The 25,614-nt window shown below is 69.9% G+C and carries 22 protein-coding genes and 1 tRNA gene; 8 read left to right on the top strand and 15 right to left on the bottom strand.

Annotation, left to right across the window (positions count from 1 at the left end; all coding sequences use genetic code 11):
* The first annotated feature begins 227 nt into the window (after positions 1–227).
* The 5 genes from topA (at position 228) to ABVB68_RS15000 (ending at position 10,418) form a co-directional block, all read left to right on the top strand.
* Positions 228–3,059 carry a type I DNA topoisomerase gene (topA, locus tag ABVB68_RS15020; RefSeq protein ID WP_353601492.1) on the top strand — a complete coding sequence of 944 codons (2,832 nt, stop codon included), beginning with the start codon at positions 228–230 and terminating at the stop codon, positions 3,057–3,059.
* Between the two features lie 178 nt (positions 3,060–3,237).
* Positions 3,238–6,786, top strand: a complete 3,549-nt coding sequence (gene tmk, locus ABVB68_RS15015) for a dTMP kinase (RefSeq protein ID WP_353601491.1) — start codon at positions 3,238–3,240, stop codon at positions 6,784–6,786.
* A 338-nt stretch (positions 6,787–7,124) separates the two neighbouring features.
* The gene (locus tag ABVB68_RS15010; protein ID WP_353601490.1) at positions 7,125–8,330 is read left to right on the top strand and encodes a DNA polymerase III subunit delta'; all 1,206 of its coding nucleotides are present in this window, start codon (positions 7,125–7,127) and stop codon (positions 8,328–8,330) included.
* Positions 8,331–8,620: 290 nt separating this feature from the next.
* Positions 8,621–10,237 (top strand): alpha/beta hydrolase, encoded by a 1,617-nt coding sequence (locus tag ABVB68_RS15005; protein WP_353601489.1) that lies wholly within the window; start codon positions 8,621–8,623, stop codon positions 10,235–10,237.
* A 107-nt stretch (positions 10,238–10,344) separates the two neighbouring features.
* A tRNA-Thr gene (locus ABVB68_RS15000) sits at positions 10,345–10,418 on the top strand.
* A 45-nt stretch (positions 10,419–10,463) separates the two neighbouring features.
* On the opposite strand, the gene ABVB68_RS14995 is transcribed toward ABVB68_RS15000, so the two are convergent.
* The 14 genes from ABVB68_RS14995 to ABVB68_RS14930 form a co-directional block, all read right to left on the bottom strand.
* Complete coding sequence (locus ABVB68_RS14995; protein ID WP_353601488.1) at positions 10,464–11,849, bottom strand: tyrosine-type recombinase/integrase; 1,386 nt, start codon at positions 11,847–11,849, stop codon at positions 10,464–10,466.
* A gap of 65 nt (positions 11,850–11,914) precedes the next feature.
* Positions 11,915–12,118: a helix-turn-helix domain-containing protein gene (locus tag ABVB68_RS14990; RefSeq protein WP_353601487.1), complete on the bottom strand. Its 204-nt coding sequence runs from the start codon at positions 12,116–12,118 to the stop codon at positions 11,915–11,917.
* A gap of 458 nt (positions 12,119–12,576) precedes the next feature.
* Positions 12,577–14,058 (bottom strand): AICE element replication initiation protein, encoded by a 1,482-nt coding sequence (locus ABVB68_RS14985; protein WP_353601486.1) that lies wholly within the window; start codon positions 14,056–14,058, stop codon positions 12,577–12,579.
* Positions 14,051–14,893 carry a bifunctional DNA primase/polymerase gene (locus ABVB68_RS14980; protein ID WP_353601485.1) on the bottom strand — a complete coding sequence of 281 codons (843 nt, stop codon included), beginning with the start codon at positions 14,891–14,893 and terminating at the stop codon, positions 14,051–14,053. The genes ABVB68_RS14985 and ABVB68_RS14980 overlap by 8 nt, the downstream gene beginning before the upstream one ends.
* Positions 14,890–15,630 (bottom strand): class I SAM-dependent methyltransferase, encoded by a 741-nt coding sequence (locus tag ABVB68_RS14975; RefSeq protein WP_353601484.1) that lies wholly within the window; start codon positions 15,628–15,630, stop codon positions 14,890–14,892. Before ABVB68_RS14975 ends, ABVB68_RS14980 begins: the two co-directional genes overlap by 4 nt.
* 88 nt (positions 15,631–15,718) lie before the next feature.
* Positions 15,719–16,192 (bottom strand): hypothetical protein, encoded by a 474-nt coding sequence (locus ABVB68_RS14970; RefSeq protein ID WP_353601483.1) that lies wholly within the window; start codon positions 16,190–16,192, stop codon positions 15,719–15,721.
* Positions 16,193–16,209: 17 nt separating this feature from the next.
* Positions 16,210–16,392, bottom strand: coding sequence for a hypothetical protein (locus ABVB68_RS14965; RefSeq protein WP_353601482.1), 183 nt, complete (start codon positions 16,390–16,392; stop codon positions 16,210–16,212).
* A gap of 3 nt (positions 16,393–16,395) precedes the next feature.
* Positions 16,396–16,629, bottom strand: coding sequence for a hypothetical protein (locus ABVB68_RS14960; protein WP_353601481.1), 234 nt, complete (start codon positions 16,627–16,629; stop codon positions 16,396–16,398).
* Positions 16,630–16,830: 201 nt separating this feature from the next.
* Entirely contained in the window at positions 16,831–19,065 is a 2,235-nt protein-coding gene (locus ABVB68_RS14955) for a cell division protein FtsK (protein WP_353601480.1), read from the bottom strand.
* A 128-nt stretch (positions 19,066–19,193) separates the two neighbouring features.
* A complete protein-coding gene (locus tag ABVB68_RS14950; RefSeq protein WP_353601479.1) occupies positions 19,194–19,532 on the bottom strand; it encodes an RRQRL motif-containing zinc-binding protein in 339 nt (112 codons plus the stop codon).
* Positions 19,529–20,143 (bottom strand): GGDEF domain-containing protein, encoded by a 615-nt coding sequence (locus ABVB68_RS14945; RefSeq protein WP_353601478.1) that lies wholly within the window; start codon positions 20,141–20,143, stop codon positions 19,529–19,531. Before ABVB68_RS14945 ends, ABVB68_RS14950 begins: the two co-directional genes overlap by 4 nt.
* A complete protein-coding gene (locus ABVB68_RS14940) occupies positions 20,140–21,294 on the bottom strand; it encodes a conjugal transfer protein (RefSeq protein WP_353601477.1) in 1,155 nt (384 codons plus the stop codon). Before ABVB68_RS14940 ends, ABVB68_RS14945 begins: the two co-directional genes overlap by 4 nt.
* Positions 21,291–21,560, bottom strand: coding sequence for a DUF6284 family protein (locus ABVB68_RS14935; protein ID WP_353601475.1), 270 nt, complete (start codon positions 21,558–21,560; stop codon positions 21,291–21,293). The genes ABVB68_RS14940 and ABVB68_RS14935 overlap by 4 nt, the downstream gene beginning before the upstream one ends.
* Before the next feature lie 106 nt (positions 21,561–21,666).
* A complete protein-coding gene (locus ABVB68_RS14930) occupies positions 21,667–21,846 on the bottom strand; it encodes a hypothetical protein (protein ID WP_353601474.1) in 180 nt (59 codons plus the stop codon).
* 502 nt (positions 21,847–22,348) lie between these two features.
* Here ABVB68_RS14930 and ABVB68_RS14925 point away from each other — a divergent pair.
* From ABVB68_RS14925 to ABVB68_RS14915, 3 genes are all read left to right on the top strand, one after another.
* Positions 22,349–23,119, top strand: a complete 771-nt coding sequence (locus ABVB68_RS14925) for a helix-turn-helix domain-containing protein (RefSeq protein ID WP_353601473.1) — start codon at positions 22,349–22,351, stop codon at positions 23,117–23,119.
* Entirely contained in the window at positions 23,116–23,589 is a 474-nt protein-coding gene (locus ABVB68_RS14920; RefSeq protein WP_353601472.1) for an NUDIX hydrolase, read from the top strand. Before ABVB68_RS14925 ends, ABVB68_RS14920 begins: the two co-directional genes overlap by 4 nt.
* Before the next feature lie 241 nt (positions 23,590–23,830).
* Positions 23,831–24,895: a hypothetical protein gene (locus ABVB68_RS14915; protein WP_353601471.1), complete on the top strand. Its 1,065-nt coding sequence runs from the start codon at positions 23,831–23,833 to the stop codon at positions 24,893–24,895.
* A 147-nt stretch (positions 24,896–25,042) separates the two neighbouring features.
* On the opposite strand, the gene ABVB68_RS14910 is transcribed toward ABVB68_RS14915, so the two are convergent.
* A complete protein-coding gene (locus tag ABVB68_RS14910) occupies positions 25,043–25,612 on the bottom strand; it encodes an HD domain-containing protein (RefSeq protein ID WP_353601470.1) in 570 nt (189 codons plus the stop codon).
* Between the last annotated feature and the right edge of the window lie 2 nt (positions 25,613–25,614).

Here is a 25,614-nt window from a genome sequence, read left to right as displayed (position 1 = left end):
GGGCGTTACGCTCCGGACATGGGCCGCGGGGTCGCCGGGTACTCCGGGCGGCAGGAATGGCGGTAGTCGGGTTACCGTTCGAGTGGCCGTTGTGGGCTTTTCCCGTTTGACACGGGGGCGGGATGTACCGTCACACTCCGCAGCGTCACACCAGCCAGCAGTACGCCGCGACCCCGGGACTCGAAGGCCTGGGGAGGCCCCAGCGTCGACCGGAGAGAAGAGCCAAGTTGTCCCCGACCAGCGAGACCGCAGAGGGCGGCCGCCGACTCGTCATCGTCGAGTCGCCTGCCAAGGCGAAGACGATCAAGGGCTACCTCGGCCCCGGCTACGTAGTCGAAGCGAGCGTCGGGCACATCCGTGACCTTCCCAACGGCGCCGCCGAGGTGCCGGACAAGTACACCGGCGAGGTCCGCCGCCTCGGTGTGGACGTCGAACACGACTTCCAGCCGATCTATGTGGTCAACGCCGATAAGAAGGCGCAGGTCAAGAAGCTCAAGGACCTGCTGAAGGACTCCGACGAGCTGTTCCTCGCCACCGATGAGGACCGGGAGGGCGAGGCGATCGCCTGGCACCTCCAGGAGGTCCTCAAGCCGAAGATCCCCGTCAAGCGGATGGTCTTCCACGAGATCACCAAGGACGCGATCCGCGAGGCCGTCGCCAACCCGCGCCAGCTCAACCAGAAACTGGTCGACGCCCAGGAGACCCGCCGCATCCTCGACCGCCTCTACGGCTACGAGGTCTCGCCGGTCCTGTGGAAGAAGGTCATGCCGCGCCTGTCGGCCGGCCGCGTCCAGTCCGTCGCGACCCGGCTCGTCGTCGAGCGGGAACGCGAGCGCATCGCTTTCCGTTCCGCCGAGTACTGGGACCTGACGGGCACCTTCGCGACCGGCCGCGCGGGGGACACCTCGGACCCGTCGTCGCTGGTCGCCCGCCTGCAGACCGTCGACGGCAGGCGGGTCGCGCAGGGCCGCGACTTCGACTCCCTCGGGCAACTCAAGAGCGCGAACACCCTCCCCCTCGACGAGGCGAACGCCCGCGCCCTCGCCGCCGCCCTGGAGGACACCCGCTTCTCCGTCCGGTCCGTCGAGTCCAAGCCGTACCGCCGCTCGCCGTACGCCCCGTTCCGTACGACGACGCTCCAGCAGGAGGCCAGCCGCAAGCTCGGCTTCGGCGCGAAGGCGACCATGCAGGTCGCGCAGAAGCTGTACGAGAACGGCTACATCACGTACATGCGTACGGACTCCACGACGCTGAGCGAGACCGCCATCGCGGCCGCCCGCGCCCAGGTCACGCAGCTGTACGGCGCCGACTACCTGCCCCCGCAGCCGCGCACCTACGCCGGCAAGGTCAAGAACGCGCAGGAGGCCCACGAGGCGATCCGCCCCTCGGGTGACCGTTTCCGCACTCCGGCCGAGACCGGTCTGACCGGTGACCAGTTCAAGCTCTACGAGCTGATCTGGAAGCGGACCGTGGCCTCCCAGATGAAGGACGCCACGGGCAACTCCGTCACCGTCAAGATCGGCGGCGCCGCCGCCGACGGCCGGGACGTGGAGTTCAGCGCCTCCGGCAAGACGATCACCTTCCACGGCTTCCTGAAGGCCTACGTCGAGGGTGCCGACGACCCGAACGCCGAGCTGGACGACCGCGAGCGCCGGCTGCCGCAGGTCTCCGAGGGCGATCCGCTGTCCGCCGAGGAGATCACGGTCGACGGCCACGCCACCAAGCCCCCGGCCCGCTACACCGAGGCCTCCCTGGTCAAGGAGCTGGAAGAGCGAGAGATCGGCCGCCCGTCGACGTACGCGTCGATCATCGGCACCATCCTCGACCGCGGCTACGTCTTCAAGAAGGGCACGGCACTCGTCCCGTCCTTCCTGTCCTTCGCCGTGGTCAACCTCCTGGAGAAGCACTTCGGGCGGCTCGTCGACTACGACTTCACCGCCAAGATGGAGGACGACCTCGACCGCATCGCGCGCGGCGAGGCCAAGGCCGTGCCGTGGCTGAAGCGCTTCTACTTCGGCGAGGGCACGGTCGCGGGCGCCGCGGCCGACGCCGGCAACGGCGACGGGGACCACCTCGGCGGCCTCAAGGAACTGGTGACCGACCTCGGCGCGATCGACGCCCGCGAGGTGTCGTCGTTCCCCGTGGCCAACGACATCGTGCTCCGCGTCGGCCGCTACGGCCCGTACATCGAGCGCGGGGAGAAGGACACCGAACAGCACCAGCGGGCGGACATCCCCGACGACCTGGCGCCGGACGAGCTGACCGTCGAGCTGGCCGAGGAACTGCTGGCCAAGCCCAGCGGCGACTTCGAGCTGGGCACCGACCCGGAGACCGGCCACCAGATCGTGGCCAAGGACGGCCGCTACGGCCCGTACGTCACGGAGATCCTGCCCGAGGGCACCCCGAAGACTGGCAAGAACGCGGTCAAGCCGCGCACGGCCTCCCTCTTCAAGTCCATGGCGCTGGACACGGTGACCCTCCAGGACGCGCTGCTGCTGATGTCGCTGCCGCGCGTCGTCGGCACCGACGCGGACGGCGTCGAGATCACCGCGCAGAACGGCCGCTACGGCCCGTACCTGAAGAAGGGCACGGACTCGCGGTCGCTGCAGACCGAGGACCAGATCTTCACCATCACGCTGGAGGAGGCGCAGGCGATCTACGCCCAGCCGAAGCAGCGTGGCCGCGCCGCCGCCAAGCCGCCGCTGAAGGAGCTGGGCGAGGACCCGGTCTCCGGAAAGCCGGTCGTGGTCAAGGACGGCCGCTTCGGTCCGTACGTCACCGACGGCGAGACCAACGCGACCCTGCGGTCCGATGACAGCGTCGAGGCGATCACGCCGGAGCGCGGCTTCGAACTGCTCGCCGAGAAGCGCGCCAAGGGGCCCGCCAAGAAGACCGCGAAGAAGGCGGCGGCCAAGAAGACCGCCCCGGCGAAGAAGACCGCGGCCAAGAAGACGGCGGCGAAGAAGACGACGACCGCCGCGAAGAAGACGACGGCCAAGAAGACCACCGCGAGGAAGACGACGGCTTCCAAGACGACGGCTTCGGGTCCGGAGGACTGAACCCCCTCCGGTACCCGCCGGGTCACGGACCACCGCGTTGCGGTACCCGCCGGGTCACGGACCACCGCCGTCCCGGTGGCTTCGCCGAACGAACGCCCCGGCATCACTTCGATGCCGGGGCCGACGTACGTATGGACGGGCTAGGTGTGGTGTCGGCGGCTGCGGATAGGCTGAACGCATGACGCGAGCCGAGCAGCCAACGGCCCCCACCACCACCCCGGACGACGCCCTCGTCGCGGACTCCCGCGAGCGCGCCGTCCGTGCCCTCTTGCGCGCGCCGCAGCTGCGGCGCCTGTGGAGCGCACAGCTGGTGAGCGGGGTCGGCGACGCCCTCGCCCTGCTTGTGCTGGTGGTCCTCGCCCTCCAGGCGGCGATCGCCCAGGGCACGTTCGGGGGCGGTTACCGAGGCGTGGCGTTCGCGGTGGCGACGGTCTTCGCCGCGCGCGTCCTCGCCGTGTTCCTCTTCGGCGCGGTCCTCCTCGGCCCGCTCACCGCGCTCACCGCGCAGGACGGACCGCTCGACCGCCGCTGGACCATGGTCGGCGCCGACGGCGTGCGCGCCCTGCTGCTGATCGTCGCCCCGCTGTGGATCGACTGGACCCCGGACAACGCACTGCTCCTCCTGCTGGTCACCGCCTTCGTCGTCGGCGTCGCCGAGCGGCTGTGGACGGTGTGCCGGGAGAGCGCGGCCCCCGCCCTGCTGCCCGCCCCGCCCCCGGAGGGCGCCACCGTACGGCCGCTGCCCGACCACCTCGACGGCCTGCGCCGGCTCTGGCTGCGCACCGGCTTCCTGGCGGTCCCGCTGGCCGCCGCCGCCCTGGTCGTGGCCGCTCTGCTGAACAACCTGCTGGGCACCGGCGTCGCGTGGTTCGACCAGCACCAGGCGGCCCTCGGGTCCTATGTGGCCGCGGGCCTGTTCGCCGGGTCCCTGTCTGTGCTGACCTTCCTCGAACTGCCCGACACGCGCACCCCGCGCCCGCGGTCCCCGCTGGAGGGCCTGCGCCGCCCCCGCACCCCATCCGGTGTCGACAAGGGCCGTACGGGCGCCGTCCCCCTGCTCGTCCCGGCCTGCGCCGCCGTGGCCGGAGCCATCGCCGCCGCCGTCTCGGTGTGCGTGCTGCACGCCAGGGACCTGGGCGGTGGCCCCGCCCTGTACGGCCTGCTGGTGCTGGGCCTGACCGGCGGCGTCGCCGTGGGCATCCGTACGGCCCCCGCGCTGCTGCCCTCGCTCTCGCGCCGCCGGCTGCTCGCCCTCGCGATCGCCTTCACCGGCATCGCGCTGCTGGTCGCCGGCCTCGTCCCCGACGTCACCACCGTGCTGCTGATCGTCACGCTGGCCGGCATCGGCGCGGGCGTGGCCGCCAACACGGGGCACGCCCTCCTCGACCAGGAGACCGAGGACCACCGGCGGGCCCGCACCACCGAGCACCTGCACGCGGTCGTCCGCGTCTTCATAGCGCTCGGCGCCCTCGTCGCCCCCCTGGTCGCGGCGCTGATCGGCCCGCACCGGCTGGAGAACGGCAAGTTCGTCTTCGCACACGGCGGCGCGGCCTTCACGCTCATGCTGGTCGGGGCACTGCTGCTGCCGGTGGCCGCGCTGGTGCTCGCCAAGGTCGACGACCGTTCCGGCGTGCCGCTGCGCCAGGACCTCAAGGACGCGCTGCTCGGCGGCGACGACCCGGTCCAGGCACCGGCGTCGAACGGCTTCTTCATCGCCCTGGAGGGCGGCGACGGCGCCGGCAAGTCCACCCAGGCCGAGGCCCTCGCCGAGTGGATCCGGGCCAAGGGCCACGAGGTCGTGCTCACCCGCGAGCCGGGGGCCACCCCAGTCGGCAAGCGGCTGCGCTCGATCCTGCTCGACGTGTCCTCGGCGGGCCTGTCCCACCGCGCGGAGGCGCTGCTGTACGCCGCCGACCGCGCCGAGCACGTCGACACCGTCGTACGTCCCGCCCTGGAGCGGGGTGCGGTCGTCGTCTCGGACCGCTACATCGACTCCTCCGTGGCCTACCAGGGCGCGGGCCGTGACCTGTCCCCGACCGAGATCGCCCGCATCAACCGCTGGGCGACCGACGGGCTCGTCCCGCACCTGACGGTCCTGCTGGACGTCTCCCCGGAGGCCGCCCGCGAGCGGTTCACGGAGGCGCCGGACCGGCTGGAGTCCGAGCCTGCGGAGTTCCACGCGCGCGTGCGCTCCGGCTTCCTCACGCTGGCCGCCTCCGACCCCGGCCGCTACCTCGTCGTCGACGCGGGACAGGAGGCCGAGGCCGTCACCACCGTGATCCGGCACCGGCTCGACACCGTGCTGCCGCTGTCCGAGGCCGAGATCAAGGCCCAGGAGGAGGCGCGGAAGAAGGCCGAGGAGGAGGCCCGCCGCAAGGCCGAGGAAGAGGCCGCCCGCAAGGCCGAGGAGGAGCGCCTGGAGCGCGAGCGCCAGGAGCAGCTCGCCAAGCTGCGCGCCGAGGAGGAGGAGCGCAAGCGGCGCGAGCTGGAGGAGGCGCAGCGCCGCGAGGCCGAACGGCAGGCGGAGGAGGCCCGGCTGCGGGCCGAGGAGGCGCGCCGTCGTGCGGAGGAGGAGCGGCAGCGGCTGCTCGCCGAGGAGAAGGCCCGCGCCGAGGAGGAGGCCCGCCGCAGGGCCGAGGAGGAGCGGCGGCGCCGGCAGGCGGAGGAAGAGGCCCGGCTGCGCGCCGAGGAGGACGCGCGGCGCCTGGAGAAGCAGCGCAAGGCCGAGGAGGCGTTGCTGCGTGCGGAGGAGGCTCGCCGGCAGGCGGCCGAGGCCGCGGCGGCGGCCGACGCGGCGGCCCGCAGGCCCGGCACACCGCAGCCGAAGGCGCCGGGTCTGACGCCCGGCGCGGCTCCGGTCGCCACGCCGGTGGAGTCGCCGGGAGCGCATGGCGCCGAGCCGGCCTTCCAGGCCCCGGCCTTCCCACCTGTCACGTCCGGGGCGGCCGACACGCGCGCCGGGGACGGCCCGGAAGCGGGTCTGAGGAGCGGGGGCGACCCGGAAGCAGGGCTGAGCAGCGGGAGCGCTCCGGAACGGGATCTGAGCAGTGGTGGCACGCCGGAAGCGGATCTGAACACGCACAGGCCGCAGCCCGGTGTCGAGGACACGACGGTGTTGCGGCCGGTGCGCGAGGGGCGTGGCGGATCCGTCGCGGGCGCGCGGGGTGCCCACTCCGAGTCCGAGGTGACCGCCGAGCTGCCGCAGCCGCCGGCCGCCTCCGGACCCGCCGACGACACCGCCGTACTGCCTCAGGTGGGCCCGGCGGGCGCGGCCGACGAGACCGCGGTCCTGCCCCCGGTGGCGCCGGCGGACGCGGTCGGCGCTGCGGACGAGACGGCCGTACTGCCGCCGGTGCCCTCGGGTGCGGCGGACGAGACGGCCGTACTGCCGCCGGTGCGGGACGACGACCCGGCGAACCGGGTGCCGTCCGGCTTCTTCCGGGACGAGCGTTCCGCGGCGGGTTCCGACGGCCCCCGTCGTTTCGAGGACCATGCCGGCCCCGACGGCTCCGAGAGCCGGACGCGCGAGATGCCCCAGATCGACATCGACGGCACGCCCCGCCGCCGGCCGCGTCCCGACTGGGCCGAGGAGACCCCGCTGGACGACCTGCCCACGCTGGCGGACGAACTGCTGGGTTCGTACGACGGCCAGGAAACCGGTGACCAGGACCAGGACCGGAACGAGGACCAGGGCCGCAGGGGCCGTGGCCGGGGGCGGCGCGGCTGAGGGCCGCCGCTGCCGCCAGGGTGGTGCAGGCCGAAGGGGCGGCGGCCAAGGCCACCGGTGGGGCGGCCGTGACCCGCGTCGGCGGTGGCGGGGCTCTGCACCGCCCGTGCGGTGGTCCCGCGTCGGTGGTGCGGTGGCCTTGGGGCGTCGGTGGTGCTGTGGCCGCGCGTCGGTGGTGCGGTGACCTTGGGCGTCGGCGATGCTGTGGCCCCGCGTCGGCGCCCTGCGCGTCGGCGGTGCCGTGGTCTCGCGTCGGCGTCGCCGTGGTCGGCGTTGTCAGTGCCCACCCGCACAATGGATGGCGGAACGCGAAGTGTGACGAAAGGGCGGCCTGACCCATGACCGTGTGGGACGACCTCGTCGGACAGGAGAAGGTGAGCGCGGTGCTCGACGCCGCCGCCCGGGATGCCGACGCCCTCGTCACCGCCGTCGCGGCCGACGAGCCACTGCCCGAGACGTCGAAGATGACGCACGCCTGGCTGTTCACGGGCCCGCCCGGCGCGGGACGGAACCAGACGGCCAGGGCCTTCGCCGCGGCACTGCAGTGCGTCAGCCCCGACCGCGCCCTGGGCGGCTCGCCCGGCTGCGGCTTCTGCGACGGCTGCCACACCGCACTGCTCGGCACGCACGCGGACGTCACGACGGTCGCCGCGGTGGGATCCGAGATCCTGGTGAAGGACATGCGGGACACGGTCCGCAAGTCGTTCACCTCCCCGGCGACCGGTCGCTGGCAGATCATCCTGGTCGAAGACGCCGAGCGGCTGAACGAGAAGTCGGCCAACGCGGTCCTCAAGGCCGTCGAGGAGCCGGCCCCGCGCACGGTGTGGCTGCTGTGCGCCCCGTCCATCGAGGACGTGCTGCCGACCATCCGCTCCCGCTGCCGCCATCTGAACCTGCGCACGCCGTCGGTCGACGCCGTCGCCGACATGCTCGTGCGCCGCGACGGAGTCGAGCCCGCGGTCGCCGCGGCCGCCGCGCGCGCCACCCAGGGCCACGTCGACCGGGCCCGCCGCCTCGCCACGGACCCGGCGGCCCGCGAGCGCCGTACGGCCGTGCTGCGGCTGCCGTTGCGCCTGGACGAGGTCGGCGCGTGCCTCAAGGCCGCCCAGGAGCTGGTCGACGCGGCCGCGGAGGACGCCAAGCAGCTCGCCGAGGAGATGGACGGCAAGGAGACCGAGGAACTGAAGGCCGCCATGGGGGCGGTGCAGGGAGGGCGGCTGCCACGCGGCACGGCCGGGGTCATGAAGGACCTCGAGGAGATGCAGAAGCGCCGCCGGACCCGCACACAGCGCGACAGCCTGGACGTCGCCCTCGGTGACCTCACCGCCTTCTACCGCGACGTCCTGGCCCTGCAGCTCGGCTCCCGCGTGGCGATCGCCAACACCGACGCCGAGGAGGCCCTGGACCGGCTGGCCAGGGGCAGCAGCCCGGAGTCCACGCTCCGCCGCATCGACGCGATCGCCGCCTGCCGCGACGCCCTGGACCGCAACGTGGCCCCGCTGCTCGCGGTGGAGGCGATGACGATGGCCCTGCGGGCGGGGTGAGCGTCGTGCGCGCAGGCCGGTGGGGGCGCGGGCGCGCCGACCGCCCGGCACCCCAGGTCTCCGCCACTCCGCTCAAGCCCCAGGTCTCCGCCGCTCGGCCCGAGCCCGGGTCTCCGCCACTCCGCTCAAGCCCCCAGGTCTCCGCCGCTCCGGCCGAGCCCCGGATCTCCGCCACTCCGCTCAAGCCCCCGGTCTCCGCCACTCCGCCCGAGCCCCCGGTGGTGTCCCCCGTACGAGCAACAATTCGCACGCATCGCGCCCGGATGATCGCACAGCGTTACGCTCGCCTGATGCACACCAGGTCAACCTCCCGCCGCCCGTCCCCGCACCGGGCCCGGCTCTCCCGCACCCGGGCGACGGCCCGCCTCCTCGCCCCGCTCCTCACGGCCGCCGCGCTGCTCGTGACCGCCTGCTCGGCCGGGGGTACGACCACGTCGAAGGGGACGGTGAACGCGGCGCTGGCCACGCTGCCGCGTCCGACGCCGTCGGCGCTTGCGCCGTACTACTCGCAGCGGCCGCACTGGCGCAGCTGCGGTGTCTCCGGCTTCCAGTGCACGACGGTCAAGGCCCCGCTGGACTACGCCGAGCCCGGCGCGGGTGACGTCCGGCTCGCCGTCGCCCGCAAGAAGGCCACCGGCCGGGGCAAGCCGCTGGGTTCGCTGCTGGTCAACCCGGGCGGCCCGGGCGGCTCGGCGATCGACTACCTCCAGCAGTACGCCGGTGTCGGCTACCCGGCGAATGTCCGTGCCCGTTACGACATGGCCGCCGTGGACCCGCGGGGCGTCGCGCGCAGCGAGCCCGTCCAATGCCTCGACGGGCGGCGGATGGACGCGTACACGCAGACGGACCTGACGCCCGACGACGGCAAGGAGCGCGACGCGCTGGTAGCGGCGGACAAGAAGTTCACGGAGAGCTGCGGGGCCCACTCGGCGCGGCTGCTCAGGCATGTCTCCACCGTCGAGGCGGCGCGGGACATGGACATCGTGCGGGCGGCGCTGGGCGACCGGAAACTGAACTACGTCGGGGCGTCCTACGGCACGTTCCTCGGGGCGACGTACGCGGGTCTGTTCCCGGAGCGGGTGGGCCGCATGGTGCTGGACGGCGCGATGGACCCCACGCTCGACGCGCGCCGGCTGAACCTGGACCAGACGGCCGGCTTCGAGGCGGCGTTCCAGGCGTTCGCGAAGGACTGCGTACGGCACGCCGACTGCCCGCTCGGCGGCAGGGGCACGACGCCCGCGCAGGTCGGCGACCACCTCAGGTCGTTCTTCCGCAAGCTGGACGCCCACCCCATCCCGGCGGGCGACGCGGACGGCCGCAAGGTCGGCGAGGCGCTCGCCACCACGGGGGTGATCGCGGCGATGTACGACGAGGGCAGCTGGGCGCAGTTGCGCGGGGCGCTGAACTCGGCGATGAAGGAGAACGACGGCGCGGGCCTGCTCACGCTCTCCGACAGCTACTACGAGCGTGACGCGAGCGGCCGCTACAGCAACCTGATGTCGGCCAACACCGCCGTCAACTGCGTGGACCTGCCTCCGGCCTTCAACCACCCGGAGCAGGTGCGGAAGGCGCTGCCGCAGTTCCGCAAGGCGTCCCCGGTCTTCGGCGAGGGCCTGGCCTGGGCCTCGCTGAACTGCGCGTACTGGCCGGTGAAGGCGACGGGCGAACCGCACCGCATCACGGCCGAGGGCGCGGCGCCGATCGTGGTGGTCGGCACCACCCGCGACCCGGCGACCCCCTACCGCTGGGCGCAGTCCCTGGCCCACCAGCTCTCCTCGGGCCGCCTGCTCACCTATGCCGGCGACGGCCACACCGCCTACGGCCGCGGCAGCGCCTGCATCGACTCGGCGATCAACACCTACCTGCTCCGCGGTACCCCTCCGGCCGGAGGAAAGCGCTGCTCATAGCCCCTGCGCCCGCCCCGCGGCCGTCGGCTCCGGGGCGGGTACGAAGCACCCTCGGAAACTGTGTAGACTTACCGACGTCGCTGATCGCACCATGGTGCCGGCGACGCGCCGCTTTAGCTCAGATGGCCAGAGCAACGCACTCGTAATGCGTAGGTCTCGGGTTCGAATCCCGAAAGCGGCTCTTTCCAAGCCCAGCTCAGACATTGTCTGAGCTGGGCTTTTGCGTTCAGCGGATGCGGCGACGACGTTGAGCGCGGGCCGCGCGACTGTCCGTGGGCTCAGTTCTGGTCTCAGTGGTGGGTTCAGGGCGCGGCATGAAGTGGTCTCCCATGCGACGCATCGCGTCCTTGGACAGGTGGGGGCGCCCCTTCACGTACCGCCGGGTCTGACTGATCTGGGTGTGCCGCAGGATCTCCATGATCGTCGGCATGTCCACCCCCAGCTCGTTCAGGATCGTGCCGGCGGTGTGGCGGCTCCCGTCGTACAGGCGCCGGTTATCGATCCCGGCTTCCTCAAGCAGCTCCTTGAACTCTGCCCAGTCCTGCCTCGGGTCGAGCGGACGACCGTCCGGCCGGGAGAAGACGACGCCGTGCTCCTGCCACAGCTCGCCGGCAGCGGTCCGCATTTCCCGCTGCTGTGCCCTGTGCTCCCGGAGGTAAGGGATGAACGGGGGCGGGATGGGGACAGCATTCCGGCTCTTCTTGGTCTTGGGCCGGGTGAAGACCAGTCCCCCACCCTTGCGGTCGGGGCAGGAGCGGGCGTGCGCGGTGCAGTTCTTCGGGCACGGCTTCGGGCAGCCCCGCTTGTATCCCTTGTGAGCTGCGCAATCCAACGTGCACCGGTCGAATCGGTGGAAGCGTTCGCCACACGTGTGCGGGTCAACGCAGCCGTGGCGCCAGGTGAGCCGCTGAAGCTGCCACTGAGGGTGGAACAGCTCGTTGTCGAGATCGACGTATGGCCAGCGCAGTCCGAGGGTTTCACCCTGCCTGAGCCCCATTCCGACGCCGATGCACCACCGCATGAAGGTGGGTCGCTTGGCTGCGGCTTCCAGGAACGCCTTCGCCTCCGCACTCGTGAACGGATTGGCTTCCGTCTCGTCCACGGTGGGCGGGTCCACGAGCGTGGCGACGTTCTCCACCACGAGCCGGCGGCGGTGAGCGATTTTCAGCGCGCGGGACAAGATCCGGTGCACCTTCAGCACGTGCGAGGGCGCATACCCGTTGTCGAGCAGCACGCGGTACATGTGCTCCAGGTGCTCCGGTTCCAGCTTGTCCAGCCGGTGCTGCCCGATGCCGGGAATGATGTGGTTCCGAGTCTTGGACCAGTAGTCGTCCAGGGAGCGCGGCCGGAGCTTCAGCGACGCGATGTCGGTGAGATAGGTGGTCATCCACTTCTCAACCGTGGGCTTGCGGCCGGCCTTCGGCGCGCGTCCCTTGTCGCGCAGCGCCTCCAACTCTCGGACCTTGCGCTTGATCTCGGCCTCGGTGCGTGCTCGGCGGTGTCGCCGGTCCGGCTTTCCGTCGGGTTGGACGCCCATGGTCACGCGGCCGTGCCACCAGCCGTCCGAGCCGAAGTAGATGGACGACTCCATGTTCTGCTTCCGGGGGCTCATGTGCTCCTCCATGCGGGAGGCGCCCCGAGCTTGATGCTCGGGGCGCCTCGGTGACGTGTTCGGGGTCAGTTGGGCAGGGGAGCGAGGTTCGCCACGTACGTCTCAAGGTCGGCCCGCCGAATCCGGCGCGTGCGGCCCAACTTGATGTACTTCAGAGAACCTTCGGCCATCAGCTCGTAGACCGTGGAGCGGCCGATCGCGAGGGCTTCGGCTGCTTCTTCGGGCTTGTAGAGGAGCCGATCAATGGGGGCGGTGAGTGCGGTGCTCATCCGGGGTGCCTCCAGGGCAGTTCGGCATTGCCAGGGGGAGTGGTGTGCGGGTCCTAGGCCGGTGTGTGTCCGAAGCTCGGATTTCTGCGTCACCGCGTCACCTGCGTCATTTAGGGTCCTGACCTGCGGTTTTCGGTGACGAGGTGGGACGGGCCTGCGTCACCCGTGCGTCATCGTCTGCGTCATCGGGTGACGCAGGTGACGCACGGGTGACGCAGAGAAGTCCGTCTGCGTCACCGCTGTTGCCGCAGGTCAGGGGCCGTTTTCCGGCCGTGGTGACGCAGGTGACGCAGCGTCTTCCTACTTAGGACAAAGAAGGGGCTGCCTGTAGTACTTGGGTGCGCCTTACAGAGCGAAGAAGGAGCCGCTGCGCGGCGCGTCCTTCGGGCGGCGTTCCGCCGAACGGCAAGAGGAGCACGTGCTCCTCTTGCCGTTCGCTTGAGCCTGCGGATCGCGGATCAGAACGCCTGCGTCTGCTCGTGCGGAGGCAGGGTCAGGGCGGCCGTGCGGGTCATTTCGAGGTAGCGGCCTGCCTTGGTGCGCCCGGAGTCGATGAGCACCCCCCGAGCCGCCAAGGTGGGCTGAAGGCGCTTGAGACGGTCCGAGAGCACCTTGCCGGTGGTCGGCCACCCCTTGGGCAGCGCCCGGCAGTCGTCGCCGCTGTAGAGGCGGCTCAGGCATGCCAGCCACTCCGTGGAGGTCATCTGCTGCGCCGCGCCGGGCTCGATGCTCTCGGCATGCAGAAGGACGGTCTGCGCGAGGAGATCACCCTCGATCACGTCGTCGTTCAGATCGTCCAGACTCGCCCGGTACGCAGGCAGAGCCCCGAGCCCGGTTGCCGCGTCGAACTGTGCGCACAGGTGGGCGAAGTCCGCCATCCGCAGATCGGTCGGTGTCTCCGCGTCCACGGCGCGGACCTTGACCGTGAGGTCCAGGAGCGAGCCGAGTACGACGGGCAGGGCTTCCGCGTAGTCGGCCCACAGTTCGGCTTCGGTGCGCCGGACCTTGGGACGCTCCAACCGCAGGGGCAGGAGCCGTTCGGCAAGGTCGGGGCGGATGACCCCCACGTCGATGCCGGTCAGGAGCAGGGGCCGGCGGTAGCCGACGCGGAACACGTCCCCGTCGGTGAACAGAGCGCGCTTGACGCTCTCGGCTCCGGTGACGATGCAGCACATGGCATCGGACAGGTCCGGCGTCATGTGGGACAGGTTGTCTAGCGCGGTGATCCATCCCGCCGCCACGGCCGCGATGAGGTTCTCCTCATCCTTTGGCGCCCGGCGCAGGTCCCCGCTCATGCCTTCGATGATCCGGGTGAGCATCCGGCCGCCGGTCGACTTGCCCGCGCCCTGCGGACCCGTGAGGAACGGCGCTGGGACCGGCACCGAGGGCCCGAGGCAGCCGATCAGCCACGCGATGGCCAGGCATTCGGTCTCGGCGTTGGCGAAGTTGCACAGGCGCATCAGCAGGTCGATGCCCTTGCCGTCAGTGTCCTTGGCCGGCAGCGGGAGTTCCCCGGTGAGCTGGGTGCGCCGCCAGCAGACCTCGCGCGGGTCCGGCGTGAGGATGTCCCATCCCGACGGATGGATGCGGACGGACTGCCCGTCATCGCGGCCCAGGTCCAACCACGTCGCCCCGTCGAACCCCGGAGCTACGCGGATGTGGACGGGCTGCACGTCCTCGGTCAGCGCGAGTGCTTCGATCAGGTCCAACGCCTCTTTGATCGCGGACCCGTTGAAGGAGCCGCGTCCGTCCCGGTACAGGCCGACCATGAGTTCCTGGCGGTGGCTGCCGGTGGTGCCCTGGGAGCGGATCGGGCGGGCGACGGGGTGGCCGTTGCGTTGCGCGTATACGGTCCCGTCGGCAGTGCGGAAGTAGCGGAAGTGTTCTTGCGCGTAGTCCGCGATGATCTGGCGGGCGGGGGTCTTGTCGTCCTCAGCCATGGGTCAGTCCCAACGTGGTCAGGGCGTTGGTCCACGCCTCGGTGCAGTGCCGGGGCGATTCGCCCTTGGCCTGCGCTGCGGTGAACAGGCGCGCGGTGTGCGTCTCGGTGAGGCAGCCGCACCGGCCGTGCGTGGACAGCACCGCGAGGAACGTGCGATAGACCGTGGCGTGCACCGCGCTGCGGGCGTCCGTGATGCGCTGCTCCGCCATGGCGATGCCACGATCCAGGTAGGTCGGCGTGCGGTGCGGGCACTGGCCGCCGCTGGCTCCCACGGGGGCGGTGACGGACACCGGCCGGACGGGGCGGGGCTCCTTCACGACCAGGGCGCGCACCACGTCTGGGAGCGCCGCCATTGTGCCGGTGCCGGGTCCGAGCCATCGGGCGTAGGCCATGGTCGACTTGATGTCCACGCCGGGCCGTACGCCGTTGGCACCCTGCATCGCTCCTCGGTAGAGCCAGTGCTCGCCACGGGTCGTGGGCACGGTCCGGGTGGCTGGCAGGTTCGCGCGGGCCCACGCGATGGCGGCCGGATTGTCGAGGTCCACGACGGTGAGGCCGGCACCGCCGGGGTGGTAGGCCACGCCCGCCGCCTCGCGCCACGCCCGTACCCAGGGAGTCGAGTTGATGATGTCGGGGTCGGTGGTGGCGGCTGCCCATCCGTGGCACGGATTCGCGCAGGTGCAGGGGCCGGGGGTCTTCATGTTCGGTCGGCCGCCACACGCGTTCTTGGCGCAAGTCGGGCAGTTCCCGAACGGCACCTTCCCCGCCCGTAACGGCAATGGCGGCACGCCGTGGGCCGCGAGGTAGAGCGCGGTGCGCAGGTGCTCGCTCATGCCGCCACCTCCAGCCGGGGGACGAGGGTGGCGAGGTAGGCGGCGCCGATCCACTCCGTGTAGGCGGGCGGCAGCGCCTCGCGCAGGCGCAGGTGATCGGTTGCCCAGTCGATGCCCTTCGCGGTGCGGATCTCCTCCACGGTGGCCTTGCCGCCGCCCTTGCCGTAGGCGGCGACGTAGGGGCCCTCGTGGTATTCGCCGTGACGCCAGCCGCGCACCCGACCCCGGTGCCGGGGGTGGACCGGTTGCGAAGCCGTCCAGCCCCCGAGTTCGAAGTAGCGGTGCATGAGCACGCCGAGGCCGAACTGTTCGCCGCACAGCCGGATGTCCTTGCGGACCTCGGAGCCGGGCACGTTCTCGATCACGTACGGGCGGCCGGTGGTTTGAAGGGCGGCGCGGGCGGGGCCGATGAGGTGGGGGTAGGTGCGGCCGATGGCGGCGTTGCGGGCCTTGTTGGTGCCCTTGGTCGGGGCGCCCTCGCCCTGGCAGGGCGGCGAGATGTGGATGAAGTCGAATTCGTGGCCGTGGGCGAGGATGAAGGCGATGGCGTCGCCCTGGTGGAAGTCGTCGCCCCGGTAGTCGGGTTGGGGCTCGATGTCCACGCCGGTGATGTGGCAGTCGGGGCCGAATGCGCGCCGGTAGCCCTCGGTGCCGCCACCGATGCAGCAGCAGGCATCCAGAACACGGAAGGGCCGTAAGACGTTCGGCGCTCGCCGGACGGGGGTGGGTTGGGTCATGCTGGGAGACCTCCAACAGGTCGTTGACGGCAGGTTGGGCAAGGGCGACCCCGGTTCTTGGCGGAATGGGGGGTCGCCCTTGGCGTAGCTAGCTGTGGAAGTGGTTGCGCTTGATCACGGCCCGGCGGATGTTGACGGTGCCGCCCTTGCCGCCGCTGATGACGCGGGCGGGGGCGCGCAGGGCGAGAATGATGACCGCGACCCATATGAGGGCGCCGCCGCTGATTCCGGCTGCGGCGCTCACGATCTCGCCAACTCCGTAGCCGACGCCGGCGGCGAGGGCGCCGCCGCCGAGGCCGGCGCCCATGAAGCGCTGGGCGATGGGGTCCAGGAGCGGCACCGGGGTGAGGTCACGCGGCTGCGTCGGCTGGACCGGGGCGGGAGCGAGGCGTTTGGGCATGGGGACCATGCGCCCGTACGCGTCGGGCACCCACACCACCGGCTGACGCTCGCCGTACGGGTCGACCGGCAGCGCCGGGCTCGGGGCGTAGAGGTCGAGAGGGTGAGGGTGATGGACGGCCACGGCACCGGTGACGGGTTCGTGGGCGAGGTGTTCGTTCACGGCCGTTCCTCTCAGGGTCAGTTGGGCAGTGCGTGGACGATTGCGGTCATGAGGTTGTTGATGGTTCCGGCGGCGCCGGTGCTGGCGACGTAGAAGCCGAACAGGGCGGCCACGAGCGCGGTGCCGTAGCTCTTGTTGGACCGCAGGATCAGCGCCAGGAAGATCCCGAAGAGCAGGACGAGCGAGATGGTGACGGCCATGGGTCAGCCCTTCTTCGCGAACGGACGGGCGGCGGGGGCGGGGGTGTCGGTCTGGCCCTCGCGGTAGATGCGCAGCCAGAGGTTGTACAGGCGGCGGCCGACGCGCAGGCGCTTGCCGTGGCCGTGGCAGCGGCGGCAGTCCTTGCCGCGTTTGGCGCGGCCCTTGCGGTCGTGCTTGATGGCGTGGCCCATGCCGTGGCAGCGCCGGCAGTCGCCGTACGGGCTCCCCGCACACACGCTGATGTAGCAGAGCGTAACTATGAGCAGGCAGGCGCTAGCAAGGAGGAAGGGGGTCATGGGGTGCCCTCCAGGGCGGTTTTCGGGGATTCCCGCAGGTGAGGTGCTAGATACGAGTTACCTGATCAGACAGGGAATGGGGTGCTAGCGGGGCTGCTAGGTCTAGCACCGGTGGGGTGCTAGACCTAGCAGCGGTCCGCGTCAGCCCTTGCCAGCCTTCCCGTCACGCTCGGTGATGGCGGCGACGATGTCGGCGCGGGCGATGCCGCGCCGGGTGGTGCCCTTCCCCTTGTCGCTGGTGGCCCATACGTCCTGCACCGTGATGCCGTGCGGGCGCAGGTTCTTCGCGACGGTCTCGGCCTTCCACCCGGCGTAGACCTCGGGGCGCAGGGCGGCGAGACGGGTGGCGACCTTCTCGTTCCACACCTTCTCTTCGTCGACCGCCACGACCTTCAGCACGTCGGCCAGCAGGTCGAAGGATGCCTCTTCGGTCTCGGGGAGCTGGCCGATGGCGTGGCCGGTGACGTTGCCGTACTCCTCGCGCATCTGCCGGGCACGGGCCACGACCTGTTCGGCGCCGACCGCGTCCACGAACGCGGAGGCGACGATGCGCGGGTCGTCTCCTTCACCGGCCATCCAGCAGATGCCGCGGTCGGTGCGGGAGAACATCGTGGCCCGGTATCCGGCCTTGTACATCGAGGTGCCCAGCACCATGTCGTTGGCCGGCTGCGCCATGACCTTCAGGCAGAACCGCAGCACCGCGTTCGCGCTGATGCCGGTGGGCAGTGACTTGGCGTCGGGTCGCTGCGTGCCGAACAGCATCGTCATGCCCAGCGCCGGACCGCGCTTGCCCAGGTCGGTGCAGATCTCCTCGATCTCCGCGCCGAACTTCTCGTGCTCGAAGGGGACCTGGCACTCATCGAACCCGGCCACGATCGGGTGCAGCCGCAGGCTCTTGTCGTTGGCCAGCTCCGGGGTCACCTTCGACTCCGGGCACCGCGAGCGCGGCAGCGACTTGATGACCTTGGCCCGCCGGCGCAGCTCCGCCCGCAGCTCTCGCAGGGCGTTGAGGACGTATTCGATGTCCTCGTCCTCGTCGCCCGCGCGGTAGCGGTGGCAGACGGGTTCGAGGGCGCCGAAGTCACCGGTGCCCTTGAAGTCGAACGCGTGCACTTCCGCGCGGGGGTCGAGGGCGGCGATGAGCAGGAACAGCCGCATCAGGAACGTCTTGCCCATGCGCGGGATGGAGCCGACGATGACCGACGCGAACATGAGCGTCACGGACACGTCGCCCATGCGCTGGTCGTTGCCGAACACGACCGGCTTGAACAGGTCGACCACACCCGACTTCAGCAGCGGCCAGGCGGGCTTGGTCGTCTCGTTCATCGGCTTGTCCCCGACCCACAGCACAAGCCGTCCCTCGTGCTCGGTCGGGTCGGCCGACGGCCACACGCAGCCGACCTTGCGCCGCAGGCCGGAGGCGAGCGACTTGCGGGCCTCCATGATGTCCTCCGGGGTGACTCCCCAGGGCAAGTCGAGGTCGGCGCGGTAGCCGGGCCCGTCGCGGGTGATCTCGGAGGTGAACCGCATCCCGTTCATGTCGCCGCCCTTCTTGATGGCGGCGGTCAGCTTCGGGTTGCCGATGTTGTCCAGGGCCCGGAGCACGATCGAGGTGGTCAGCTTCTCCAACTCGGTCTTCAAAACGGCCCGGCCGATCACGGGCTCATCGGCCTTGCCGCCCTTGAACCCGGCGACCAGCACCGCAGCGGACGCGAACAGCGTCAGCCAGCCCGGCGCGAGCACGAAGCAAGCCCCCGCCAGCGGCACCCCGATGAGCCCGGCAACCGCCATGACCAGCATCCGCAGCCGCACCCGGCGGTCACGCTGGCGGGACAGCTTCAGGTACTCGCCGGTGTTCTCGTGCTCCACCTCGTACGCCCGCAGCGGGGCCGCTTCGGCGTCCCACACCCACCGGTTGGTCTGCGAGATCAGCCGGGCCGCACCCTTGGGGGCGTCCATGGACAGGCGCAGCACGTACCAGGGGGTGCGGATGCCGTGGTAGGCGGTGGCATAGAAGGCGTTGCCGGTAGCGCGCTGCGCGGTGGAGACGAAACCGGGCTTGGACTTCAGCCAGGACGGCAGGATCGGCCTGCGCTTGTACGTCGTGATCCCGGTCCCCGGCAGGGTCGACGGGTCGGCCGGACGCGGGCGTGCCGAGTCGTCCGACTCGTCGTCGTCCGCGTCGGCCGACGCGTCGAGGGTGCGGATGGCCGACTCACCGACCGTCGAGTCGTCCGACTCGGTACCGGTGCGGTCGGGCGACCCGGCACGGGCGTTGCGGGCCTTGTCGAGGTCGACCACCTCGCCGGTGCGGTCGGCGGTCATCTCGGCTTCGAGGTGCTCGAAGAACTCGTGATTCTCGTCGGGGTGATTCACTGAACACTCCCCTTCAGGGATGGAGGGTGGCGGGCCCGGCCGGCGCTGTGAGAGGTAGGCGGTCGGGCCCGTAACTTGAGCAGCCGCCCGGTTCCCGGGCGGCAGGCCACGCAAAGTGCGTGCCTTGTTCAGGCGGCGCGCTGTTCTTCGGGGTAGGCGCAGGTCACGCACGATCCGAGCGAGGCGGGGATGACGTAGCCCGCGTCCGTGCGGCACTGCGGGCAGATGCGGCGCGCGCGGTTGGCCTTGGCCAGAGCCGCCCACCGGCCCGGCGTCATCGGCCGTACGGGCTTGGCCAGGTCGACGCGGTAGAGGTAGGCGACCAGCGGAGCCCGCCGGTAGCGGGGGCGTTCGAGCTGGGCGGCCACGTCCTGACCGCCGGGCCGAAGCCCGGCGGCACGGAGCTGGCGGCGGGTGGCGTAACCGTCCGGGGCGAGCCGCCACGGGTAGACCGGCAGCGCGCTCATGCCGCACCACGGCGGCCGGGCCGGCGCCCGGCGACCGATGCGAGCAGCCGACCGATCCGCGCCCGGCGGACGGACGACGACGACCGCTTGGCCGCGTACATCGCTTCGTCCGCGCGGCGCAGCAGGCCGGGCAGTTCCTCGCCGTGGTGGTCGGCGGCGCGGACCCACCCGAGTGACACCGTGGTGTGCACCTTGGGGGCCCCGTCGACCGGCCGGGCGAGGACGCGGGCAAGGGTGTCCAGCCGATTCGGGGCGGTGCCATCGCGGTCGATGAACACGGCCGCGAACTCATCCCCACCCAATCGGCCGACCGTGCCGCCGTGACCGATCGCGTGGGCGAGGCGGGTCGCGGTGGCGGCGAGCAGGGCGTCACCGGCGGCGTGGCCGTGGGTGTCGTTGACCCGCTTGAAGTGGTCCACATCGGCCAGCACGACCACGGCGCGCCGGTTGCGCAGCAGGCGGCGGGCGCGGCGGGTGAAGGCTTCCCGCGTCCAGAGCCCGGTCAGCGGGTCACGGCGCGCGGTCCGTAACCGGCGCACCATCCACACCGTGTGGACGCACCAGGCGGCCCCGAGCACGAGCACCGGTAACGCGGCGGTGAGCGCGCTCATGCCTCCACCTCTGCGCCCGAGGTGGTGCGCTCGGTGAGGATCGTGTCGCGCAGCAGGCGGGCGTTGGCCGGCGAGGTGCGCACGGCCCGGCGGATACCCTCGGCCGTCACCTTCGCGTCCGGCCAACCGGCGGTCACCTCACGCGCCTCGGTGAGGAGCTGCTCCGGGGTGCGGCGGACGCGGGTCGACTTAGCGGCCTGCGGAACCCGACCTGTGGCCCGGCGGGGCGGGCTCGATTCCGCCGCCACTGAGCGGCGCATGGTCGACCGTGCCGGGGTCGACTCGGCCGGGGCCGGGAGGGCAGGGATCGGCTTGAGCGGGAGGCTCGACTTTCCCGCATCGGCCGGGACCGGATCGGGCACCGGGAGCCGGGTCAGGGTGATCGTGACCGGGCTCGATTCCGGCAGGTCAGCCGTAGACCGAATCCTCTCGGTCTTGGTAGATTCCTCCGCATTCTTGCTGACAGAGACTTCCGGACCAGTCGGGTCGGCCGACGGCAGCGCCGGTGCGTCGGTGGGGGCGGTGAACATGCCCGCCAGCGCGGCGTCCGCACCGGCCGTGACACGCTCGCGCTGCACATCGAGCAGCCTCGACCCCAAGGCATGGTCGCCGGTGCCGACCCTGCGGGCCAACCGCCACGACTTGCGCTCCGACCACTTCTTGACCCACTCGCTGGGGTGGTTGGCGGCGACGGCCCGGTGATAGGCCAACTGCCGCACCACCGAGGCGGCGCGGGCTTCGGCTTCGGCGTCGTGGCCGTCGGTGTGCACCACGATCCGCCGGGCCAGGAACGCCATGCCCTCCGCCGACACGCACATGCCCATCGGCGTCACCGCGTAGATCACCGTGCGTCCGGCATCCGGGCCGGCCATCGCGGCCATGACGGACGCGGCGGCGGGCAGCGCCCAGAGACCGAGTCGGACGATCTGGGGCGAGGACTGTCCCAGCATGGTCAGGCCCAGCAGGACCAGGCCGAGGACGGCGGTCGCGCCCTCGCCGGCGGCGACCGCACCGAGCGCGGTGCCGGTGCCGTAGGCGTGGCCGATGTTGGAGAACGTGCCGTACCCGCCGATCCCGCCGACGGCCGCCATGATGGCGAACGCGGCCCCGAGCACAACCCCTTGGGGCTTCGTCAGCTCCCTGCGGTTCATGCTGCACCGCCCGGCAGGCTCGTACCAGCCGTGCTGTTGATCAGGGCGACGCGGGCGGCGAGCGCCCTACGGCGGGCCCGGCGGATGCGGCGGGAGTCCAGCTCCGTGGGTGTGCGGTCGAGGGTGGCGATGTGCGCGTCCAGCAGGTCAACGTCCGCCAGGATGACGGGCATCTCCCGCTCGATCGCGTCCAGCTCCGCGTCCGTCGGCTCCATGAAGTTGGCGAACGCGGTAACAGCGTCCTGAACAGTGACGATGTGTTCCATTGGGTCGTGTTCCTCTCGCATAGGAACGGCCCGAACAGCACCCCCGGAGTAGCCGCTCCGGGGGTGCGCGCCGTTTATGGGGTGTAGGTGGGGCAGGAAGGTATGCCTACTTCGGGGTGACCGTGATGGTGCCGGTCGGCTCGTATCCCCTGCTGCGCAAGCTGCTCTCGACCGCCTTCTTGGCGGCCTGCGGCGACGAGGCGCTCAGCGTGCCGCTCACGCTCGTGGTCTCCCCAGGCGTCAGGGTGTCGGCCAGCTCTTCGGCGGTGAAGCAGTACTTCGGCACGAGGTCCTCCCTCGGTTTCGGGTCCGGCCTGTTCCGGCTCCCCTCAGCGCTGCTCGTACGAGACGAGCAGCGGAGGCAACCGGCGCGGCCTACGCCGCGAGATTGAGGCGCAGCCAGTCGCCGCGCGGTCCGCCTTTTCGACTCGGGGAGGCGGGGCCCACCTATGCAGTTCTCAAGCAACGAGCGCTCCCGGCAGGCGCGGTAGCCCCTGAAAGAGCTCCCGTTCGCGAGGAATGGGACCTGACGGCGCGTTCTTGCAGGTCAAGCGGGTGGCTGCGATGCAGTACCTGTATTACTTGTTCTCCATGGTGGGGTGGAGAAGACGCGGCGTCAACCCCATCGGGAAGTTCAGTCGCGAGTCGCTTTGTCGTGCTGTGTCTCAGCGTGGCGTGACCAGGCGAGACATCAGACGCACGTCCCGGACGACTCCTGTACGACTGGAGTCGTCCTTGGGTAGCGTGAAGTCGTCCCAACTCGTCCCTCGCCCAATGAGGTTGAGTACATGGCCAATGAGCGACTGCGTGGGGCGATCACTGAGGCCAACCTGACGATCGAGCAGGTGGCAACACGTATCGGTGTCGACCCGAAGACCGTTGAGCGCTGGATCAACATGCCGCGCCGCAAGCCGTACCGCCGCTTTCAGTACGCCATTGCGTCGTTGCTGCAACAGGACATGTCGTACCTCTGGCCAGATGAGGCCACGTCAGAGGAGGTAGCACAGACCGGAAATGCTGAGCTGGTGAAGCTCTACCCGCACCGCTCGGTGGTACCGAATACGGCTTGGCCCAAGCTATACGCCAAGGCTACGCACCACTTCGACGTTCTCGTGTACTCGGGATTCTGGCTCACGGAGGATGCGGCGTTTCATCGCATCGTCAAGGAGAAATCCGCCGCAGGCGTCCCTGTACGGTTCCTGCTCGGCGATCCGGACTGCGAAGCCGTCGCGCAGCGTGGTGCGGACGAAGGGATCGGCTCTGCAATGGGGCTCAAGATTCGCAATGCTCTGCTCAACTATGCAGGATTCTTCGGGCTTCCGGGTGTGGAATTCAGGCTGCATTCGACGGTTCTCTACAACTCGCTGTATCGAGCCGATGATGAGATGCTGGCCAACGGTCACCTATACGGAGTCGGTGCCTACATGGCACCCGTTCTTCATCTCCAGCGGATTCCTGGGGGTGAGCTTTTCGACTCCTACGCGGAGAGCTTCGAGCGCATCTGGGAAACGGCTCGTCGCATCACATCACCCACTGACCTCAGAGGAACGATCGCATGAGCCGAACCGACTACTACAACGATCCGAACGCCCCTCAGGCGAACTCGGTGGTTCCGTCCGTCACGGCGGTCGTTGTGAATACTTCAGGTGAGTTGCTAATGATTCACCGTACCGACAACGACTTGTGGGCCATTCCTGGGGGTGGTCATGATGTCGGTGAAAGCATCGCCGACACAGTGGTCCGTGAAGTGGAAGAAGAGACCGGAATTAAGGTCGCAGTGCAGAGCATCGTAGGGCTGTATACGAACCCTCAGCACGTGATGGCGTACGACGACGGAGAGGTCCGCCAACAGTTCTCCATTTGCTTTCGAGCGCGACCCGTTGGCGGGGAACTCAGGACAAGCTCTGAATCCAAGGAAGTCCGATGGGTTCCGCCAGCCGACATCGCGATCCTCAATGTGCACCCGTCGATCCGGCTTCGAATCGAGCACGGCTTGGACGCCTCCCGAGATGAGCCATACATCGGTTAGGGACTTCCTTCCGGATTAGGCAAACTCGGAACGACGGATTTGCCCAGCCGACCTGAGCGGGGTCCGGCGCGTGCAGATGCAACGCCGAGGAAGGCGTCTGTCCGAATGGGGGTGCCCCATCCGGATTTCATCGCAACCGAGAACCTCCGTTACCATTGTCCGCTAACTAGGGGGTGTGATGCGAACCGTAAGGATGGGGCGCGAAGGCCAGTCACTCATCACGAGCAAAAGAGACTGGCCGATGAGGGAAACAGCAGATGGATTTATTGCCCATGAAAATGACCTGGATTACGTAACAGCAACGGACTTGCAGGCAGCCCTGCGGTCCTACTGCAATTACATGTGGGGAGACCCTAGCGAAGGCGAAATCGACCTCGCGGTGACGGATGTGCCTGAGGAGTATTTGGATGACGAGGCGCCACCGAACGGGATCGCGTTTTCCCTGGAAAAGGGACAGCTTCGCCTGTCTTTGACGGCTTGGCTGGATGATTACCTTGACGAGGGATATGACGACGGTGAAGCCGAAGCCTACAAAGACTCCCTAGCTCTCATGCTGGAGCGGCTAGGGTGCGAGCTTCTCCATGTGGGGGGTCACCCGAACGCCGGTGCGACGCCCCCATACTTCACCGAGATCCACGTCCGCACGCCGATGCGCGGCAAAAGCTTGGCCTATATGTACGCCATCGGAAAAGACGTACTGGCTTTCATCGATGCCCTGCAGGGAGGTGTCCTCACTAGGGAGACCGCTGTCAGCCTGCTCAGGGCAGAAAAGGGTGATCTATTGATCGGCCAGCCAGAAGGGCCATGGCTGGATGTAAAGGTCGACCATTACGACCTGTCGGAACGCTCAGGAAAAATTTCCCTCGCTCAGGCTGTTGCTAGATTCGCGAATGCCGAGCATGGTGGAGTTATCGTAGTCGGGATGAAGGCTAAGAAGGTTCCCAGCGGGGAAATCATCAAAGCCGTACAGCCGGTTCCCTTGGACGCCCGCATGCAGAGGAAATATGAGATAGCGATCGAGCAGCATCTATATCCACCTCCTGATTACTTGACCATCGAAATGGTGCCGCATGGGAAAGGCATGCTTGTCATACTGAGTCTGCCCCCGCAGCCAGAAGAGTTGAAGCCGTTCCTTGTCCACGGGGCCATCGTCGACGGGTCGGTTGAGGGGGCATTCATCAGTATCGTCCGAAGGCGCGGAGAAGCGTCAATCCCCATCACCGCCCCATCGATCCACGCGACGATGGCGGCTGGGAGGGCGCTCCTGCGGCGGGGCGAGGTGCGCGGAATACAGGATGAGGACTAGGGCCTGTCGTCCGGATCAGGCCGGCCCTGCCAACGGAGCCAGACCTCGCGACTCCGGCAAGATCCGGAAGACAGGCCCTAGGTCCAAATCGGCTCGGAAAGGCGGAGACGGCCCGGCGACCGCGTCGCCGGGCCGTTCTCGGCATCATCAGCAGCTTGTTCCGCTCTCGGCGTGTGCAAGGCGGCTCAGGACCCGGCCGGCGGCTGCGTGGATCTCGGGCGCGGCCCGCTGGATGAAGCGCCCGACGATCGTGTCCGGCCCATAGCGGTTCACGATCTCTTGCACACGGGCGTGCGAGTCGGTGGGCGTACCGTCCGGCGTGGTCGTCATATCGCAGTACACCAGGGCGTCCACCAGCTCCGGACGCTCCAATGGGAACTCGTCTTCCAGCTCCTGCCGTAGCCCCCGTTCCTCGGCTTCGAGAAGGGCGCACGAATGGTGAGCTACGAGGTTCACGACGTGGTCGGGCGCGTGCTCCTCTTGCCTGAGGAACCGCGCGCCGTCCAGCGGGTGGAACCCTGTCTTCGCAAGGGCCGGCGCGTACCCGATGTCATGGAGGATCGCAGCCGCCTCCATCACCTCCGCGTCGCCCTTTGTCAGGATCGTGCGCAGCTCGCGGGCGCGCCGCGCGACGCCCTGCACGTGAGCCCACCGGCGGGGGAGTGAGTCGGCGAGGACAGACTCGGACAGGTCGTATGCCCAGCTCGTGAGAGACATGT

Origin of the sequence: Streptomyces sp. NPDC096012, assembly GCF_040426375.1 — a bacterium.
Lineage (GTDB): Bacteria > Actinomycetota > Actinomycetes > Streptomycetales > Streptomycetaceae > Streptomyces.
Note: the sequence above shows the minus strand (reverse complement) of the source record. Positions and strands in the feature narration are given on the sequence as shown.

Coding starts and splice junctions, on each gene's coding strand:
- ABVB68_RS14980 (WP_353601485.1), bottom strand. CDS start 14,893: ATGAGCGAGCACCTGCGCACCGCGCTCTACCTCGCGGCCCACGGCGTG.
- ABVB68_RS14975 (WP_353601484.1), bottom strand. CDS start 15,630: ATGACCCAACCCACCCCCGTCCGGCGAGCGCCGAACGTCTTACGGCCC.
- ABVB68_RS14995 (WP_353601488.1), bottom strand. CDS start 11,849: ATGAGCCCCCGGAAGCAGAACATGGAGTCGTCCATCTACTTCGGCTCG.
- ABVB68_RS14910 (WP_353601470.1), bottom strand. CDS start 25,612: ATGTCTCTCACGAGCTGGGCATACGACCTGTCCGAGTCTGTCCTCGCC.
- ABVB68_RS15005 (WP_353601489.1), top strand. CDS start 8,621: ATGCACACCAGGTCAACCTCCCGCCGCCCGTCCCCGCACCGGGCCCGG.
- tmk (WP_353601491.1), top strand. CDS start 3,238: ATGACGCGAGCCGAGCAGCCAACGGCCCCCACCACCACCCCGGACGAC.
- ABVB68_RS14915 (WP_353601471.1), top strand. CDS start 23,831: ATGAGGGAAACAGCAGATGGATTTATTGCCCATGAAAATGACCTGGAT.
- ABVB68_RS14990 (WP_353601487.1), bottom strand. CDS start 12,118: ATGAGCACCGCACTCACCGCCCCCATTGATCGGCTCCTCTACAAGCCC.
- ABVB68_RS14985 (WP_353601486.1), bottom strand. CDS start 14,058: ATGGCTGAGGACGACAAGACCCCCGCCCGCCAGATCATCGCGGACTAC.
- ABVB68_RS14950 (WP_353601479.1), bottom strand. CDS start 19,532: ATGAGCGCGCTGCCGGTCTACCCGTGGCGGCTCGCCCCGGACGGTTAC.
- ABVB68_RS14935 (WP_353601475.1), bottom strand. CDS start 21,560: ATGGAACACATCGTCACTGTTCAGGACGCTGTTACCGCGTTCGCCAAC.
- ABVB68_RS14965 (WP_353601482.1), bottom strand. CDS start 16,392: ATGGCCGTCACCATCTCGCTCGTCCTGCTCTTCGGGATCTTCCTGGCG.
- ABVB68_RS14940 (WP_353601477.1), bottom strand. CDS start 21,294: ATGAACCGCAGGGAGCTGACGAAGCCCCAAGGGGTTGTGCTCGGGGCC.
- ABVB68_RS15010 (WP_353601490.1), top strand. CDS start 7,125: ATGACCGTGTGGGACGACCTCGTCGGACAGGAGAAGGTGAGCGCGGTG.
- ABVB68_RS14945 (WP_353601478.1), bottom strand. CDS start 20,143: ATGAGCGCGCTCACCGCCGCGTTACCGGTGCTCGTGCTCGGGGCCGCC.
- ABVB68_RS14925 (WP_353601473.1), top strand. CDS start 22,349: ATGGCCAATGAGCGACTGCGTGGGGCGATCACTGAGGCCAACCTGACG.
- ABVB68_RS14920 (WP_353601472.1), top strand. CDS start 23,116: ATGAGCCGAACCGACTACTACAACGATCCGAACGCCCCTCAGGCGAAC.